This window comes from Pedobacter sp. KBS0701 (assembly GCF_005938645.2).
Lineage (GTDB): Bacteria > Bacteroidota > Bacteroidia > Sphingobacteriales > Sphingobacteriaceae > Pedobacter.
Window position 1 is genome coordinate 1,403,925 of sequence record NZ_CP042171.1, and the last position, 17,402, is coordinate 1,421,326.

Annotated in this window: 17 protein-coding genes; 8 read left to right on the top strand and 9 right to left on the bottom strand. The window is 42.4% G+C overall.

Annotated elements, in window-relative coordinates; all coding sequences use genetic code 11:
- Nucleotides 1–108 precede the first annotated feature (108 nt).
- Nucleotides 109–564, top strand: coding sequence for a JAB domain-containing protein (locus FFJ24_RS05555; protein ID WP_138823322.1), 456 nt, complete (start codon nt 109–111; stop codon nt 562–564).
- Between the two features lie 34 nt (nt 565–598).
- Here FFJ24_RS05555 and FFJ24_RS05560 read toward each other — a convergent pair whose 3' ends face one another.
- Complete coding sequence (locus tag FFJ24_RS05560; RefSeq protein WP_138823324.1) at nt 599–1,504, bottom strand: hypothetical protein; 906 nt, start codon at nt 1,502–1,504, stop codon at nt 599–601.
- Between the two features lie 459 nt (nt 1,505–1,963).
- On the opposite strand from FFJ24_RS05560, the gene FFJ24_RS05565 reads away from it, so the two are divergent.
- Both FFJ24_RS05565 and FFJ24_RS05575 read left to right on the top strand, forming a co-directional pair.
- Entirely contained in the window at nt 1,964–2,578 is a 615-nt protein-coding gene (locus FFJ24_RS05565) for a DUF6088 family protein (protein WP_138823326.1), read from the top strand.
- Nucleotides 2,579–2,759: 181 nt separating this feature from the next.
- Nucleotides 2,760–3,581, top strand: a complete 822-nt coding sequence (locus tag FFJ24_RS05575) for a nucleotidyl transferase AbiEii/AbiGii toxin family protein (RefSeq protein WP_256377625.1) — start codon at nt 2,760–2,762, stop codon at nt 3,579–3,581.
- A gap of 136 nt (nt 3,582–3,717) precedes the next feature.
- Here the strand turns inward: FFJ24_RS05575 and FFJ24_RS05580 are convergent, their stop codons facing one another.
- On the bottom strand, nt 3,718–4,689 hold the full coding sequence (locus FFJ24_RS05580; RefSeq protein WP_138823332.1) for a hypothetical protein: 972 nt from the start codon (nt 4,687–4,689) through the stop codon (nt 3,718–3,720).
- Between the two features lie 180 nt (nt 4,690–4,869).
- On the opposite strand from FFJ24_RS05580, the gene FFJ24_RS05585 reads away from it, so the two are divergent.
- The 4 genes from FFJ24_RS05585 (at nt 4,870) to FFJ24_RS05600 (ending at nt 7,569) form a co-directional block, all read left to right on the top strand.
- On the top strand, nt 4,870–5,088 hold the full coding sequence (locus FFJ24_RS05585; protein ID WP_138823334.1) for a hypothetical protein: 219 nt from the start codon (nt 4,870–4,872) through the stop codon (nt 5,086–5,088).
- Nucleotides 5,089–5,117: 29 nt separating this feature from the next.
- Nucleotides 5,118–6,092, top strand: coding sequence for a type IV secretory system conjugative DNA transfer family protein (locus FFJ24_RS05590; protein ID WP_371716958.1), 975 nt, complete (start codon nt 5,118–5,120; stop codon nt 6,090–6,092).
- A gap of 311 nt (nt 6,093–6,403) precedes the next feature.
- Nucleotides 6,404–6,814 (top strand): DUF805 domain-containing protein, encoded by a 411-nt coding sequence (locus FFJ24_RS05595; protein WP_138821486.1) that lies wholly within the window; start codon nt 6,404–6,406, stop codon nt 6,812–6,814.
- 38 nt (nt 6,815–6,852) lie between these two features.
- Complete coding sequence (locus tag FFJ24_RS05600) at nt 6,853–7,569, top strand: outer membrane lipoprotein-sorting protein (protein WP_138821485.1); 717 nt, start codon at nt 6,853–6,855, stop codon at nt 7,567–7,569.
- 315 nt (nt 7,570–7,884) lie between these two features.
- On the opposite strand, the gene FFJ24_RS05605 is transcribed toward FFJ24_RS05600, so the two are convergent.
- From FFJ24_RS05605 to FFJ24_RS26300, 7 genes are all read right to left on the bottom strand, one after another.
- A complete protein-coding gene (locus tag FFJ24_RS05605; RefSeq protein WP_138823338.1) occupies nt 7,885–9,516 on the bottom strand; it encodes a hypothetical protein in 1,632 nt (543 codons plus the stop codon).
- A gap of 894 nt (nt 9,517–10,410) precedes the next feature.
- Entirely contained in the window at nt 10,411–10,755 is a 345-nt protein-coding gene (locus FFJ24_RS05610) for a histidine kinase (RefSeq protein ID WP_138823340.1), read from the bottom strand.
- The gene (locus tag FFJ24_RS05615) at nt 10,756–11,016 is read right to left on the bottom strand and encodes a hypothetical protein (RefSeq protein WP_138823342.1); all 261 of its coding nucleotides are present in this window, start codon (nt 11,014–11,016) and stop codon (nt 10,756–10,758) included.
- Between the two features lie 443 nt (nt 11,017–11,459).
- The gene (locus FFJ24_RS05620) at nt 11,460–12,188 is read right to left on the bottom strand and encodes a LytTR family DNA-binding domain-containing protein (RefSeq protein ID WP_168202392.1); all 729 of its coding nucleotides are present in this window, start codon (nt 12,186–12,188) and stop codon (nt 11,460–11,462) included.
- Nucleotides 12,189–12,730: 542 nt separating this feature from the next.
- Complete coding sequence (locus FFJ24_RS05625) at nt 12,731–14,539, bottom strand: hypothetical protein (protein WP_138823344.1); 1,809 nt, start codon at nt 14,537–14,539, stop codon at nt 12,731–12,733.
- Entirely contained in the window at nt 14,527–15,357 is an 831-nt protein-coding gene (locus FFJ24_RS05630; protein ID WP_138823346.1) for a hypothetical protein, read from the bottom strand. Before FFJ24_RS05630 ends, FFJ24_RS05625 begins: the two co-directional genes overlap by 13 nt.
- A gap of 317 nt (nt 15,358–15,674) precedes the next feature.
- A complete protein-coding gene (locus tag FFJ24_RS26300; protein ID WP_138823348.1) occupies nt 15,675–15,857 on the bottom strand; it encodes a hypothetical protein in 183 nt (60 codons plus the stop codon).
- Nucleotides 15,858–16,364: 507 nt separating this feature from the next.
- Between FFJ24_RS26300 and FFJ24_RS05640 the strand changes: the two genes are divergently transcribed.
- Nucleotides 16,365–17,207: a M12 family metallopeptidase gene (locus FFJ24_RS05640; RefSeq protein WP_168202393.1), complete on the top strand. Its 843-nt coding sequence runs from the start codon at nt 16,365–16,367 to the stop codon at nt 17,205–17,207.
- Nucleotides 17,208–17,402 lie beyond the last annotated feature (195 nt).

The following is a 17,402-nucleotide window of genomic DNA, read 5'->3' on the forward strand; positions in this document are numbered from 1 at the left end:
GCATAAACGCTCCTGTAGCCTTTGCCCGCTTACCCATTTATTCCGTTCCTCCTTTTGCTTTGGCAGAAGCTGAACCTTACTGGGGGCCATAATTAAATCGGAAAAATTATGGAAAATTTAAGTTTTAAAGTAGCAGAGATTGAGATCAGTTACCGTCCGGCGTTTAAATTGGCAGAGTTGCCAGAAGTTACTTCTTCCAGGGAAGCTTATGAGGTTTTGATGGATCGTTGGGATGATGGAAGGTTGGAGCTTGTGGAAGAGTTTAAAGTGATTTTGCTCAACAGGAGGGGCAGGGTATTGGGTGTAGTGAATATTTCACAGGGTGGTTTTTCGGGAACGGCTGCAGATCCTAAGGTGATTTTTGCAGTGGCGCTGAAGGCCTGTGCGAGTGCAATTATATTGGCACATAACCATCCTAGTGGCGAGTTATCTCCGAGTGATGCTGATCTGGCTTTAACTAGGAAACTGAAGTCCGGTGGGGATATCTTGGGGATAAGTGTGCATGACCATCTGATTGTTTCAAGGTACGGGTTTTACAGTTTTTTGGATGAGGGAGTGATGTAGGACTAAGGTAACCTGCAAAGGATAATGCTTTTCCCTAGTCAGTATATCTATCTAATTCAGATGGGTAATATACGCACCATCGTGGATGATAGTTTTTTTCTTGAATCGCGTAGTCGAGATAAAAGTTGATTTCTTTTCTGCCAAAATCAAAGAGGCCCATTTCTTCCTCGGTATAGTTACCGGCAAGCTCCATGTATAGCCCGATCGACTGTTGATAGGGGTAAATATAATCCAGCGTTTTCAGGTAGTCAAGCATTTTTTCTACAGAAATCATTTTCTTTTGCCTAGCCATGAAAAAGGCGTATAAAATATTGTGGGCACCACTGGCGTAGCTGGGCCTTACAACGCAGTCTATAAGTGTACGTTCGACATCGGTTATCAATACCCGGTCTTTTTTCGTTTTACCCCACAGTTTTACTCCGAGCATACCGGTCGCTTTGCCTTTGATTAGCACAATATTGCGATGATCATGGTAAGCTATAGAATTGCTTGCCCGCTGCGCATTGGCAAAGACATTATCGATAGCCTCTTGTATCAGCACACTTTTTTTGGATGCGGGTTTCTTCGCAGATTGTTCCTGGTTGACAAAAATGATGGTATCTTCCTGAGCGGAGAGTTTCCATAAATAAAGGGCGGAATGGTGGGACATATAGGATCTTGTGACGCCATAACCTATCAGATGATAGACTGAGATTCCTTCGATATAGTAGAACTCAAAGATTTCTGCGCCAAAATCAAGGTAGCAGCTGTCAATAACTCCTGTTTCTATCAGCTTTTCCAAGAATGTGCCGGCTCCTAAACTTTTTGGTAAGTTCCATGTCTCTCTAAATTTGTGAAAAATGGTATAGAGTTCATTTGCCCTAAATACCAGGGGGGACCGCTGTTGCAACTTCTTTTCGATACGGCCTGCTGCCATTGAAAGTCTTGAACGATTCGCCATAGATGGTAATCAGGTGCTTCAATAATTTTTAAGAGTTATATTGTATCATTTTTTTAATCAGCCGGTTTTACCTTCTTGACCCAGATTCAGACTGTTATTATTATCGGAATATAAGAAAACGAGCTAATTGCTACCTTTTGTAACTTGGTATATATACCAAGTTACAAAAGGTATGATTATGATCCAAATTTCTGTGTTTTTATCGATAGATACAAGAGTAAAAATTACCCATCTATTTATAGTTTTCATATCTATGTTTATAATCCATTACAATTTAATATTAGTATTTTATTTTTTAATATTAAATATCTGTATACTAATTATTTATGTTTGTTTTATTATTTGTAATTGTCACTTTTTTTTGAGTAAAAAGTGACGTTTTATTTTTACAGTTGTCACTTTTATACAAAAAAATGGTGACAAAATAATTTTTAGTATTATATTTGCTTTAAGAAAGAATTGCCTAGTATTCATTCCAATATAGAAAACTCGATCAAACGCTACAAAAGGGGCGAGTTGGTTTTTCCTGTCGATTTTAGGGGAAAGGGGAACCATGATGCTGTTAAAAAGACATTATCCAGGCTTGCACAGGAAGGTATCCTCAGAAGGTTGGGCCATGGCATTTATGTACTGCCCAAGAAAGATCCGATTTTTGGAGAGATACTGCCTTCGGCAGAGCAGGTAGCTATTTCCCTGGCTAAAAAAGATCAGGTCAGGATAAAGCCTGCTGGTGCTCATGCGCTTCATAAATTGGGCCTTAGTATGCAGGTACCGACCAAACTGGTATATTTAACCGATGGTACAGCAAGGGAAATCAAAATTGGAAAGAACATTATTAAGTTCAAGGCCACTACACCTAAAAAGCTGTCATTGAAGGGGACCTATAGTAGCCTGATCATTTTGGCACTGGAAGAGCTTGGTCTTGATAACATTGATGAGGCGATGGAAAGGCGCTTAAAAGAGCTGTTGAAACTGGAAAATGCACAGACTCTTAATCAGGATTTAAAAAAGGCGACTGTTCAAGTTGCAGAATATATAACTAAACTTATTATTGCAGATGATCCAGTGGCTTAAACTGACCGATGATCAACGGAGAACATCGTTAAACCAAGCTTCGAATTCAAGTGGGATTATTGCTAAATCTATTGAAAAAGATTGGTGGGTAACCCTTACTCTCAAGGCGCTATTCCAGACGCCTTTTGCTGGATATCTAATATTTAAAGGAGGGACTTCCTTATCCAAATGCTGAAAGCTGATAGACAGGTTTTCAGAAGATATCGATCTAGCCTTAGATCCAGAAGCTTTTGGAATCAAATATGTGACAAGTCCTTCCAGGGGCTATCTGCATAAACTGAAAAAAGGCGGGTGCGAGTTCACAGGAAACGATCTGATGGAAGCGCTGCGTATTGAACTGCTTGGCTTGGGGCTTGCCGAGGGTAGTTTTACCTTGGAAGCACAGGAGGTAAAAGCGGAAATGCCGGATAAAGATCCCCAAGTACTTTTTTTAAGGTATAGGTCTCTATTTGACCCGAACCCTTATCTTCCCGATGAGGTCAAGATCGAGGTGAGTGTAAGGTCCAAGCTAGAGCCTCATTTGCCGGTAAAGATAAAAAGCCTGCTTTATGAATATTTTCCAAATGAGGCATATCTGGAAGATCCCTTTGTGGTGACTGCCGTAAAGCCTCACAAAACCTTCCTGGAAAAGGCTTTTTTGCTTCATGAGGAGTTTGCAAAGCCACATAAGGATAAAATACGTACCGAACGGATGTCCCGTCATTTATATGACCTGGAAAAAATGATGGATACGCCTTTTGCGAAGGAAGCGCTTTCTGATCCCGAATTCTATTACGGCCTTATTGATCACCGAAAACACTATAGTGCGCTCAAAGGGGTTGATTATGATGGCCTAGCGCATAATGTAATCGATTTTCATCCGCCCGAAAGTCATATCGTAGCATATGAGGTTGATTACAAGTCTATGCGCGAGTTCATGATCTATGGGGCATCGCTTGAGCCTGATAAACTTTTTTCTAGAATAAAAATTTTGTGTGAGCGTTTCAGAAAGGCAAAACTATAAACGATAATACCAGTAAATTTGGCACAAGTATAGAAAAAAGATCGCATTAGGAGATAAGTGATTATTTCACTGTTAAGAAAAACATTGAAGACATCAATCAATTAGAATTGCTTAATCAGAAAAATCTATCCATGCATTATCTATGATGACTTTTTTTTCTAGACTTTTTATCTGCAGCTTGAGTTTCAATCTCTGTCTTTTTCAGAAAAGTTTTCATCGTATTAAATTTTATCTTCAATTCGTCTAGAACAAATTTAGTTTCGAGAATTTCTTTAATTTCCTCATCCTTTAGGGAGATATTGAGGTCTTGGTTTAGACAATTTCTCAAATAGGAGTAAATGTTTTTTCGCTCTATTGTTCCTAAAATATTTGACTTATCCAATCTACTCGAAGCAGTTTCTAAGAGAAAATGATCTATATTGAGCGTTGTAAAAATATTTTCGTCAATAATGCGCGCGATCCTCCAGCAGATATCGGAATAGGTTATCGCATGATGTGGATTGAAAACAATTTTGCCATCGGATAAAATTAATGTCGGCGCGGATAGCTTTCTGCCTGCAAGAACTGTCGGCCAATTTTCAACTGCGGTTTTAAATTCATTGGAGCTTAAGATATTCAACATGGTATTATTTGCTTTTCCCATGTTGTGTACGATGCAATGCCGTGCTTCTGTATAGAATTTAAGCAAAGGCATTAAATAATCCAGTTGATTAATGTTCCAGCTATATTTACCGAACAGTACTTCAATTTTTACTTTGTCTTCGAGGATTTCAGGCTTTGTATTTGCCGAAACCTCGACGCTATTTGCGCAATAACTATGGGCATAATTTACATATACTTCAAATGCTGAGTATACCCACATAATTCCCGATTTGGTAATTCTTGAGCGAACCATGGTTAATTTTTCAAATGGCTCATCATATCTAGATAGTCCCCATCTTTCCCCTGCATTATTAAGTAAATGAGCAACAAAACTGGTAAGTTCCTCTTTGCTTCTATTATTATCTGAAAGATGATCTACGGCAGCTATAGAAAATTTGATGAATATGTTGAGGTCAAAATGAGCGGATTCAAAATTTTGAAATCCTTTGGATTTGAATTTTTTCATGATTGATAATTTAGACCTTTAAACATATTGAAAATATTCTGTTTCACTTATTGAATTTTGATTTGAGCATAATTTGATGCTTACAAGGAAAGGTTCTCTTTTTTTCTAACAACCAATCTACCCAACATTGGATAACCTTTGTGTTTTCCTTACCAATTTTGAAATCAAATTCAAAATAACATGGAAACAACAGTCCTCGAATTCTTCCCTGCTTTAGAAGCGGGATTCGACCCTAAAAACTATTCTTATGATAAGAAAGAGATACCGCTTGGATCTTACCTTGCAATATTGGATTTTATGTTATGGTCAAAAAGTGGTCTCACGATCAACTGTTTTTTTACATTGGTCGATTCTCATAAAAAGATTACATTATCGGTCTACCGCATGCGATTGAGCTGATCCAGGCGGAATATGACAGGTTATTTGCGGTGTTGCAGGAAGAGCCGGAGATCAGGGTATTGATCAATCCATTTATTTCTGCTTTGCAGCGCAAGGCGATGCCACAACTGGAAGGGCAGATTGCCTCGGCCAAGATTGGCCTGGCCAGGCTGTCTTCACCACAGTTGTATTATGTGTTGAGCGGTAATGATTTCACCTTGGATATCAATAACCCTCTGGAGCCGAAGATTGTCTGTATGGGCAATAATCCGCAGAAGGTGCAGACCTATGGGGCGGTGCTTTCGCTTTATGTGAACCGGATGTTAAAGCTGGTGAACGAAAAGGGGATGCTGAAAAGTAGCATTGTTTTCGATGAGTATTCTTCGATTTTTGTGGGGGGAATGGACAGTCATATTGCGGTAGCGAGAGGATATAAATGTGCAACTACCTTAGGATTGCAGGATTTTTCGCAGTTGAGGAAGGATTACGGGCAGGAGCAGGCGGATGTCATCACGAACATTGTAGGCAATATTATCAGTGGGCAGGTGAGTGGGGATACAGCGAAAAAACTGTCTGAGAATTTTGGAAAGATCGTACAGGATAAGGAAAGCAAAAGTATCAACAGTTCTGATATTTCGATTTCGAGGTCTACGCAGATGGATTATGCGGTGCCGGCTTCTAAGATCGCTTCTTTGTCATCGGGGGAGTTTGTGGGCATTGTGGCGGATAATCCGGAGGAGAAGATTAAACTGAAAATGTTTCATTGTGAAATACAGAATGACCATCAGGCGATTGCGGAGGAGATGGAAGGTTATTTGCCGATTCCAAGGCCGAGGGAGGTGAGTTATGGGGATATCGTGGAAAATTATATGATGATTAAAAATGAGGTTGCGGCTTTGTTGGAGGAAGAGTGTGGGAAGATTTTGGCGAGGGCGGAAGGTAGGGCGTTGTCGGAAGAAGATAAGGTAAAGAATGAGGAGTTTGATGTTGACGATGGTGATCGGGAGCAGTTGGTTAGTATTTGATTGGTCCATAAAGCTTTTTGTCTTTAAACTTGAGCCTACTGGAAACCTATTTTTCAAGCCTTGTGAATTTTAAATCCCGGACCTTTGCCACCATGCTACCTTTGGTCAGAATTACAGACAGGGAAACATCCTGATAAGCCGTTAAAAGGAAACAGGCAGAGAAAAAGTTCTTCGTTTTGATATTTTTTGTAGTCAGCAGGTTTCAACCAGGGGCAGCCTCCGGCCATCAGGTGAAAAAAATATTTGAGATCAGATCAAATAATCAGTATTTTAGTCCGCATCAAACCAATAGCTAAATAAATACCTCTCTAATGTTCAAAGCCCCCCTTTCTTTTTATGGCAGGATCCGTCGTACGGAATTTGCCTTAACCCAGATTCTCTATATGATTACCTACTTTTTTGTTCTGGTTTTTGAGAACAATAAGGCAGTTGGCAGCTGGATCGTGATTATTTTACTTCTGCCTATTTATCTGTTGATTTCTCAGGGTGCAAAACGCTGCCATGATCTGGGTAGATCAGGTTGGTGGCAGTTGGTCCCTTTTTACGGACTGATGATGTTTTTTGCTGCAGGTGATTTTGGCCCCAATCAGTATGGCGATAATCCAAAAGGAGAGGGTAATGCGGATTATGATGAATTCGGGTATGACTTTAAGACGGGTAAAATGATGGGTGCGGAAGGGAGCGAGCCGTCGCAGGCTTTGCGTGAGATAAAACCAGATTAAAACCGTACGATCAGTATACCTAATATTTAAAATAAAATATGAACTTTCCCAAAATAATATCAATTCTGTTGCTATCCGCTTTTGGCAGCGTTACGCTTCGGGCCCAGGAGGCCGCGAAGCCGGATCCCACAGTCATCGTAAAAGATTGCATTGAGGCAATGGGTGGAGAAACCTTTCTCCGTAGTATTACAACATTGTACACTGATATCAAGACAGAAACGGAGGGTAGGGAGGTCAATTACATTACAAGGGAAATGTTGCCAAATAAGGGTAGTTTTAAGATTGTATACAAAGGCAGAACTGTATTTCAAAACTGGTTTGATGGGAAAAAGGCTTTTGAAACCGTTAATGGTGCGGTTAAAAAAGCCGATCTTGCTGAGTTTAAAGACAAGTTTGATAGAAAAAATATTTTTAATGAACTTGACTGGATCAGGCCGGAACTCTGGACCCTTAAATTTCTGAATGAGGAAAAACTGGGGCTAAAGGACTGTTACAAAATTAAGGCAACCCGGAAAAGTGGGTTGGTTGAGCTGTTGTATTTTGACAAGGAAACCAAATTGCTGCAGCGTGATGATAAGGTTGAAGATGTAAACAAAAACAGCTTTTCCACAACAATTTACCTGAATTATCAAAAGTATTCAGGCCTGACCTTCGCATCCGAAATGAAAATAGGGAACAAGAACAGTTTGCAGGCCCTGAACGTTGTGGAGCTGAAGATCAATTCAGACGTAAGCGAAACAGATTTTAAACCTTAGATAATATTGGCTGAATGACTGTGCTAAGCGCCTCTTAATTGCAAAATGGGAGCGGGTCAGCCGCTTTGTCTTTTGTTTAAATGAGCGCTGTTGCACCCGCTGACCGTTTCCAGTAATGGTGGACGCCGAGATGAGGTCGTGCAATTAACCAGATATAAATAATAATATCCGAGGTTTCATCGCAGAGTTTAGGAAGGGAGCCGAAATCGTTCCGCTTGATCCCAGAGTTGATGCTGCTGGAAGAATGGAAATCTGCACATTATCCTCCACAAGATCGAACAACGTTACTTTTTTTACATGGATGCGTTAAGATGCCTATTTGCAGCTGCTCTGCAGGATTTGCGGATCCATCTTGATTTTGTTGTCCAGTGCCGAAAAGTAACTTTTATAGCTGCTCATTAATAGTTTCAACGGGCAGAAATCCGCCAGGTTTTTATTATACATGATCTGTATCCCTTCGGTAGAAGAGCCGAGCTGCTCCAGTCCGTGCAGGGATAACAGGTTTTCGTTATGCGAGATGGTTATGGCGTAACCGTTTGGCCCGGTAACGGCCTTCAGGCCGTCCAGGCCACTGAGGTCTTTTATTCCTTTATTCATTACAATGTCCAGCCGGCCTACTTTCTCCAGCTTTTGAAGCCCATCCATATTTGCCAATTGGTGGTTTTCCCATATTTTTAGGTTATTGTTGACCGTTTTCAGGCCGTTAAGCCCTTGAAGATCCGCCAGGGAAATGTTATTGGTGACCTGTACATAGTTCAGTTCTGAAAGGGCGTTGAGACCGTTGAGGCTTCTTAGTGAAGCGTTCCCGTTAATATTCAGATTGCCGCACTTACTGATGTTTTTAAGTCCTTCAAGGCTCGTCAGTAAAGGGTTGCCCTGTAGGGTGATGCTGGCAAACTCCAGATCGCCAATGCCCACCTGGGTCAGTCCTTCCAGTCCATTTAAATTGGTCAGTGTGCTATTGGCACCGATAATGATACCAGTTGTTCCTTTGAGGTTCCGGAGTGCCTTTAGGTCGTTTAGCAGCGGGTTGTTCATAATAGCGAGGCCATCATAACAATAGATCATGCTTTCAATGCCGTCAAGGCTACGCAAACTGGCGCAGTTGTCGACCCTGAATTCCCCTGCATTGGTCATCGTGTAGCTGTCCAGGCCCCTGAGATCTGTAAGTAACGGATTGCTAAGAATATAGAAATAGCCCCGGACCATTTTGAGCTTATTGAGGCCTTTAAGCGAAATGAGTCCCCGGTTGCCCTCCAGGCGCAGGCTGTTGGGGAAATTAGTACCGACCATCTCCAGGTGTTCGAGCCCGCTGAAGTCCTTTAAAAGGCTGGTGCCGCTGATTTCCATGCCTCCTGTAACAAAGGCCAGGTCCTTTAAGGGGCTCAGGTCACTCACCGTGCCGCCGATGCGCAGGGACTGCACGCTGGTGTAATGTTTTGCGCCAAGGGCGACAAGTTGCTCCTGGGTTTTGATTTCGAAGGTCTCCAGGGTACTTTTCCCTTCAGGGGAGTGAAATACAACCTCGTTGCCATAAGCTGTTCCGGCGCTGTTAACCGCGTAGGTGCGCATGTAATAAGTGGTCCCTTCAGGTACGTAGGTCACAATCACTTTCATCTGTCCTGAGGCATCGGGAGTTGCTTTAAACTTATTGAGATTTTTACTGATGGTGGCGTTTGGTACCGTATCAACAACCATCCCGGATTCGCTTACAGCTGATACTCCCTGGTCGAGTATCCTGCCACGGAAGGTAACCGAGAAGTTGCTCAGGTCCGAGATGCTGTCAGTGAAAAGTTTAGCGAGTCCCTGAATGGTGGGAGGAGTGGCTGCTGGTTGGTTTACAGGCAGGATTTCCGGTTCCTTTTTGCAAGACTGAATGAATAGCGTAGACAAGATGGTCAAGAGCAGGGCAGGTGTCCTGAGGAAGTACGGGATTTTATATCTCATGAGAGCGATCAATTTTAAAGCCGCTAATATAAGCATTATTCGCTGTTCTGATACCTCATCTGGGGTAAAGCCAAAGAACCATCGCCGGCATTACGGTTTTGTCGGCTGAGCTGTTGTAGAGAAGAATAGAACAACGTTTTATACGGCCGATACTGGCTTGGATGCTTGGAAATAGTGGCTATCATGGGGAAAAAGATGGTTAAGATAAGGGAAAACCAATTGCAAAAGAGTTTGAAAGGGGTAAATCAGTTTGAAAATTTGAGGTTTCTCAGTATGGCATATATTTTGGTTATTATAAAAGCTTTTAATTCTGGTCCAAAGTGGGTATAGTGAATTATTTTTTATATCTTGTCATTGAGAGCGTTAATAAAGCCGGATACTGTCTTTTGACAGGTCCGGTTTATTTTGGGTTTACTTAACCAATTGTACTTCCAAATTTCAAAGCTAATTCAGAACTTATGAACGATGCGGCCAATTGATTCGATGTATGTTGATGTGCCTTTCTTCACAAAGAATCCTGATCACAAGAGTAAACCCTAACCGCAAGGGGCAGGCGTGGCGAAAGGGCCGGACTTTAGTTCCGGCCCGAAATTTTACCGGTAATGTTTTATGCTGCCAAGGTCTAGAAACGCTCTCGGATACTGATATCATACCGCCCTTTGATTGTTTAATTAAAAGTAATTGTCAGCTGCGTCTCAAAGCGGTCTCCTTTGGTCCCATAAGCAAAATCATGACAGTGCGGATAAGCATGAGCAAGCCTGGCGCTGATGTTTTTTAGTCCAGTCTGTCCCCCTGTAGTCTTTCCGTTCGCTGCGGCCAGGTTGCTGGTCCTGAAGAAGATTTGATGGTCATTAGCACGGATCTCAATACTGGCCGGGTTATCCGGATCGTGTACTATCCCATGTTTGAATAGGTTTCGGCGAGTGTCAGGAGGATGATCGGCAAAATGACTGCTTTTACGTTGCTGATATCTTTGGTATAATTCAGGTTGAGCAGGTGTTCGAAGCGCAGGCGGTTCAGCTCAATCAGGTTTTCCATCTGTTCAATTTCCTTATTGAGGGGAACATAATCGCTTTTGCTGTCCTCCAGTGCATATTCCATCAGATCAGTTAGGGCGGAGATGGCGAATGATGCGTCGGCGGTATGGTGTTTGGTGGCATGCCGGATAAAATTAAGGGTATTAAAAAGCAGGTGCGGGTTGATCTGTGCCCGAAGAAAGTCTTTTTCTGCGATGACCAGTTAAATCCTTAGCCTTTCAATCTCCACTGTTCGGTGCAGCTCAAGTTCTCTTTGCTCCAAATGTCGTTTAAGGTAATAGTAACCGCTGGCATATATGATGAAAATGCTTGCCCGCCAGCTCGTGATGCCCAGGTATTTTAAGTTAACCATTAATGCTGATGATCCCCTGAGCCCGATACGGCCGAGAAATAAATTCACCAGTATTGCAGCGGCCAGGTATAATACACATTCGACGATTACCGCCAAGGAGAAATACAGCAACCTATTTTTTTGCTTATTATTCAGTAAGGGCATTACCCATAAGGCGTGCAGATAAAATACGCCGACATTGATGATGTAGAAGGGTACATACAGGAAGAAATTGCTGAGTTTTCCTGCGATAAATCCCGCCAGTACGACTTCTAAAAAGATGTAAACCGTCCAGCAGATCAGGTGGATCCGAAATTCGTTTTGCTAAAATTCCGCATCTCATATCGTCGTTAAGGTCTGTCATATAGTAAAAATGTGCAGGCGGCCCGGCTGGGGTAAAATTGGTCAATCAACGCAATAGGCCATGAAAAGCATAGCAAAAAAACTTCAGAAAAGGACCGTGTTCACCTGTAAAAGTGCGAGTCAGCCGATCAGGTCAACAACAGAACCGACTACCACCAGTACAGACCCGACCACAGTGCTGACGACAACGGCTACTACAGTTTTTTCAAACGTTAACCTCCGCTAAGCATGCCTTTCCGGAGGATTGCTGTAAATGCGTTCCGGTATTTCTCCCCGACTGAGAGACATTCTCCGTTGCTCATGAAGGCCATGTTACCTTCGACTTTTTTCAGGTAGTTGATGGAGATCATGTGCGATTTACCGATCCTGATAAAGTCCGGATGGCGCATCAGGTCCCTTTCCAGTTGTTTAAGACCTATATAGGTGATCTCGGTATTTCTGGTGGTAATGATCTTGATATGGTTGAGCAGCGCCTCAAAGTATATGATCTCGCTGTAGAACACCTGGATAAAACTATGCTTGGTCTTTCCGGTAATGAAGGCGAACTTCTTTTCGCTATATTCTATCCGCCGGTTTTTTTCCTGGGTTTCCTTTAGCTGTTCTACCTTTTCGATCAGGCGTTCATGGTTGATGGGTTTGACCAGGTATCCGGATGCGCCTTCGTGAAATGCTTCTTCTGCGTAGTTGCGGTGTGCAGTGATATAGACCAAGTGGTCACAATAGACTTTCAGCATCTTTGCGCCTTTAATACCGTCGGTAACCGGCATGCTGATATCACAGAAGACGATATCCACCGGTCCGAATTCCTGAAGATTGTGGATGGCGTCGTTTACATTGTTGAAAGTTGCGCGTAGGTTGATCCCTGGAGTAAGCGAAAGGAGTTCCCCGATTTCGGCAAGGGCTTGCGGCTCATCATCGATAGCGATACTGGTAAGTTCCATAGAAAGAAATTTAGATGTCTTACCAATATCGGAATTGTCTTTTAAATCAGCAAGTATATGAGTATAAAAGAGACAAATATTGCCTGGCATTTTTGGGATTTCGTATAGTGGTGAAGGGCTTTCCTATAATAAACTTCCTTTTTTACTCCTTTTGGGCATATCTTGAGTCCTGAAATAATCAATTTTTAACCGATCATTTCAGCCATCGTTCTTTAAACGGATCCTATAGGATTCTTGGATACAGGAGGGAGCCGCGGCTCCCTTTTTTTGGTCGGGACGCATAGCTTTTTAAATTATGGGCAGTAAGAAATGCTTTGGGCAGCTGCTAAAAGTCCCGGAAGGCTTTTACCCGTTGTCATGAGATTTTAAAAACGCTGTGGAGCATACGATCGTTTCCTTGCCGTTTTTTCACATTAAAAAACACACTTAGGGAAGGAGAGGTGCAGCAGCAGCTCTGGTTTGTGGTCACCGGGCTGATCAGGGAGATTTGTCTCACCGGACGCGGCGACTGGAAGGACAACGGCTAAACTGCCAGCTATCCACTAGCCGCGAAAAAAATATTTAAGGCCAATATTTGAAAATCCATATCCAATTTCGAGTCCGTTCACCCTAATTGGCGAAAACTGTACCCCGGCAGTTGCCACAATCGCCAATGGCAACTTCTTACTCGGATGCAGGTAAAATCCCAGAATACCACCAGCGATTAGCCGATAATTATCTTTTACCTCAATGTACTTGGGGATCTCAATATACACCGTGCGCACATTGACCAGCCGGCCATAAGCGCCAAATACAACCGGGAAAAAGTTCGCAAGTTTGAAATAAAGGGTAGTTTCCAAAGGGGCGTCCACATCCATGCCCTCTACTAGGTTGGCTTTCGTACTGCCAAAACTAAAGGTGCCATAAATTCCCCTTCTTCTGGAAAATTCTGCAATAAAATTATATGCGATTCCCACCCTTAACATCCTCCTGTTTGTAAAAGGCTTCTGCTCAAACCGGTTTAACGAAAAGCGCCCGAAGGAAAAACTTTCGTACGCTACATAAAGCGAAGGTGCTGAGTAAACAATATTTTGGTAGACTATTTTTACCTTATCACTTCCTAAGTTATAATTGGAAACCGATACCTCATAGCTCGCCCATAAATCTTCCATTGCTTCCGCCCGATCCATTTTGATTAAATAACCATTGGACAAGGTATCCAGTGAATAGGGTTTCGGTTCCGATTTAGCGTTATTGATCCAACTCAGGTTAGGTAAGCGCGAAAACGCAAGTGATGTCAGGCGATAACGGAGAGTTTTTTTACGTTTTTCCTCGAATCTAATTGAATCAAGTGGATCCTTTTCTATATGAAGCGTTGGAAAAGGCCTCGAAAAGTTTTCCACTTTCACAAAAAAAGTCCCAGGGTCATAATTTCTCAGTGGAAAGACCGTACCGTAAGTATAACGCACGACCTTAGTCGAACTGACCTGGATCTTGGGCCTGTAGTTCACCCTTACCTCAACTGAATCCTCCGCAGAAACATTCGCACCATCAGACACCGAAAGGTATACTCTAAACCTGCCTGCTTCATGTCCGATAAACTTGAACGCGCTCCGGTCTGAAACCAGTGACCTGCCGGTCGCAGGCGATTTGACCCCAGTGTCAATTCGCTTTCTCGACCAGGTAAAATTCAGGTTTTTAGCGTAGGTTTCCCGATCAGTAGAATAATCACCTGCAAAGGCCAAAGTATCCCCGACGGCCAGGTCATATACCTTTTTAAGCTGTTGCTGACTTGAAATCACGGCGCTGGGCAACTCGTTATAATAGGGAAACATCTTGGTCACTTCCCAATAAATGCGCTCATTATAGTCATTTTTAACCAGATCAACGATAAAGGAGGTGTAGTATTCCGGTTTACTCACCTTAGCCGAGGCTAACAGGTCATTGGGCCCAATGCGCCTTTTCACCCCGAGGTTGCTGGTTTTGTAAAGGTAAAACTGAATCTCCAGCATGGTATTGATCTTATTAATGTGTATGTTCAGAAAATATTTATAATTGGCAATTTCAGCAGCCAGACTATCGTAGAGCAACATATCCTTTTTAGAGAGTCTCAGGTTTTTGTTGGTCAAAAAGATAAATGCGGCCGCGCTGGATTTGTCGTTTTCAATATTCGAAAATACCTCATTCAGGTTAGTCGTTGCATCAAATACTTTTTTGCCCCTGAAGGTCATCGTATCCAGGATTTTTTCCACCACCGGCAACAGCACCGGTGCATCGCGGGCATGCAACACAATCGTATTTCTTTCCTGCGCCTTTAAGGCAATATTGCAGCATACCAAGAACAGGCAGCATAAGTATCTTAGTTTAAGCATTTGAGAATGTATTTAGCGATTTTTTGTGGTTGGTTTTGAATGTGCGCTTCGAGCTGGGCTTGCAAATCCTGCTGTATAGCCGACTCTCTGGCGCCCCTTGGATAGGTTTGGGTAAGCTCGATGTCAGTGATCATTTTCCTTTGCAATTGGTCAATTTCAATCGTCAAATATCCCGCAGGGTAGTAGTGCAAACCATTGAGATCTTCAGCGATCCTCCCGCTATAACCCACCTTGATGATCAGCGGTGATTCCCGCGCGTACCGAAGGCTTGTATGTCCCAGGATATATTTTTTGATAACCGGCGAATTAAAATTCAACGCAAAAGTAGCCTCAGGTGCCTTGCTTTTGTTCATCTCCGAAATCAGTTCCCGAGCCACCCGGGTAACCGGAAAGAACTGCCCATTTCGGTAATCAATGCCCATTTGCTTAAGGTTAACCGTAATGAAGGTGTTCTCACTACTTAAGCTTTTAAGGCTTTGACGTAAATCTTCCGATTCCTTGTCCTGCTTTTGCTTCTCCCGGTTATTATTATGTTCATTCCAAAGACTCAAAATGCAGACCAGCACAACGGTAACCAGGCTAGCCTTGGTTTTGAGGCCGTATTTTTGAATAAACTTTTCCAGTTTGGTATCCTTTTCTTTAAGGGGAACGGAAATGCCGGCCAGCAGCGCGGTGAGTACAATTATCCAGGCTGTAATCGGGCTGATCGAGAGGAAGAGTAGTGTCACGTTAATAAGATTGAGATTGTTATGGCCTAAGATAAAACATTTATGGCTAGGATGAAAGCATAAACGCCTATTGATGAAATATTTACCCAATCCGTCACAGCCTATGTTCCAGTTTAGGGAGGCCGGCATGTTTACCCGGCCAGGCCTGACGCGCTAATTTGTTCATCCAAGCATCCAAACGTCAATTTATATGCGCTAGGGCAAGATATGAGCGGATAGGTAGCCGCAATTTTAAGACTTCGTATACGGTTTACTAGTATTGCCCTGACTTGATTTTAATTAAATTGAAATGTGCTCATGCGACGTGAGGGCAATGTGTTTACGAGCAAAAAAAGTTTTTTTGGAATTTCGGTTTTGAAATCTTTATCCGCTCATTATATTAACGGTTTCATCATCTGACGAGTTGATCAGGAAGTTTGTGTTGGCGTTTCGCCGCCGCGCCATTCTTCAAGGGAAGCCTGAAACTCTTCTTTGTAACTTTGGTTATAAACCAGCCTATACAGAATAGCATCGTATTTTTTTTCGATAGCGGGATACTTGACTCTGACTGCTAACAATATCTTTTGCTGAAAGGAAGTCTTCCAGTCCATTGAAAAAGCGGTTTAAGGATGCGCGTAGCTATTTATCTATCTGGAAAGCCAGTAGGCATGATAGGTTCAATAACAGTAGTTACCCTTGAGATGCCAATATGCCCTTTTCACTTGATCCGATGATCCGCTCATCAGAAGTCTAAAAGAGCAAGTATATTAAAACCTGATCTATAACACCTATTAACTTAGGAACAAAGCTTCGGCCTTTTAAATTTTTATTAATCAACTAAGTTTAATAACCGGAAGCTTTCCCTGCAAAGTTTACTCAATACGGTCAAAATAAATACCGACTGTTCATTGAGCAAGCAAATGGGGAGGGCTAATTCACCGATGTGCTACAATACCGTACCAACACGATTGCAAATCTTCTTTTAGATTAACACCTGTACTAAATCTAATCAATCAAACAGCCGTTGCCAACAGTTAACCAGCTGCAGACAGAAAGTTTTGTTTTTAATTGTAAAAAAAAATACATTAAATTAGTATTTAAACTACATTTTTATGACTATGAAAAAGACAATATTATTTGCGTTATCCTTTATGGTATTGCTATTGCTCTCACTGGGGTGCAAAAAAAATGACAACAACGCGCAACAGGTTTCAGCGCAAGAAAACCCTGCTGCAAAAAGTCTGGAATTGAGGCAGGGCTATTACCTGGGCTCGTTAATCAGTTACGAGCGAGTTGACGGTAGAAATATTTTTAATGGCGATATGGTTATTCCAGATGAACAGATTACCACAAAACTACCGGAAGTTACAACCGAAGGACACGGGCCGGCAGGAGCATACAAGTGGCCAAACCACAAAGTCTCCTATAGGTTTGCCTCTGGATTTACTACTGCTCAGACAAACACTATCTTGACAGCCATGGCCGACTGGACCGCAAAATCAGGAATTATCTTTGAGGCGGTAACTTCGGGCTATTACCTGACTATACAGCCGGGAAGTGCGAATAATTGTACTGTGGGCTATGTTAGCGGGGCGACAATGAATCTTTCGAATCCGGAGGCTAAAGGCATTGTTGTTCATGAGCTGGGTCATGCCATCGGTTTACACCATGAACAGCTGCGTGCAGATCGTGATGCTTATATCGCTGTAAAATGGGATAATATCACTACGGCAGCACAATCGGGATATAATAAACTTACCGGCATGAATTATGGTGGGACCACTTTTGACATCAGTTCAATTATGCTTTATGGATCATACAATGGATATGGCGCGATCAATAGCAGTCTTCCAACTACGACACGACTGGATGGTTCCACCTGGATCGATAATTCCTGGAGTGGTACAAAATCCCCGTCCACCAAAGATGCCGGTTGGGTGAAGGCTATTTATGGTATTTAAATTATCTGCAGGCACGGGAGTTTGTCTATTAAAGGCGAAAAGGGTATTTCCCTGTAAAACTCTTGTGCCTGATCATCCAACTATATTCATCATCCGTGGTATAAATGTGACTTTAATGGAAAAGCCAGAGTGAATTGACCCCATCTAACCGGAAACGAAAATTGTTGTAAAGTTTTGCTGGCTTGTATATTAGCA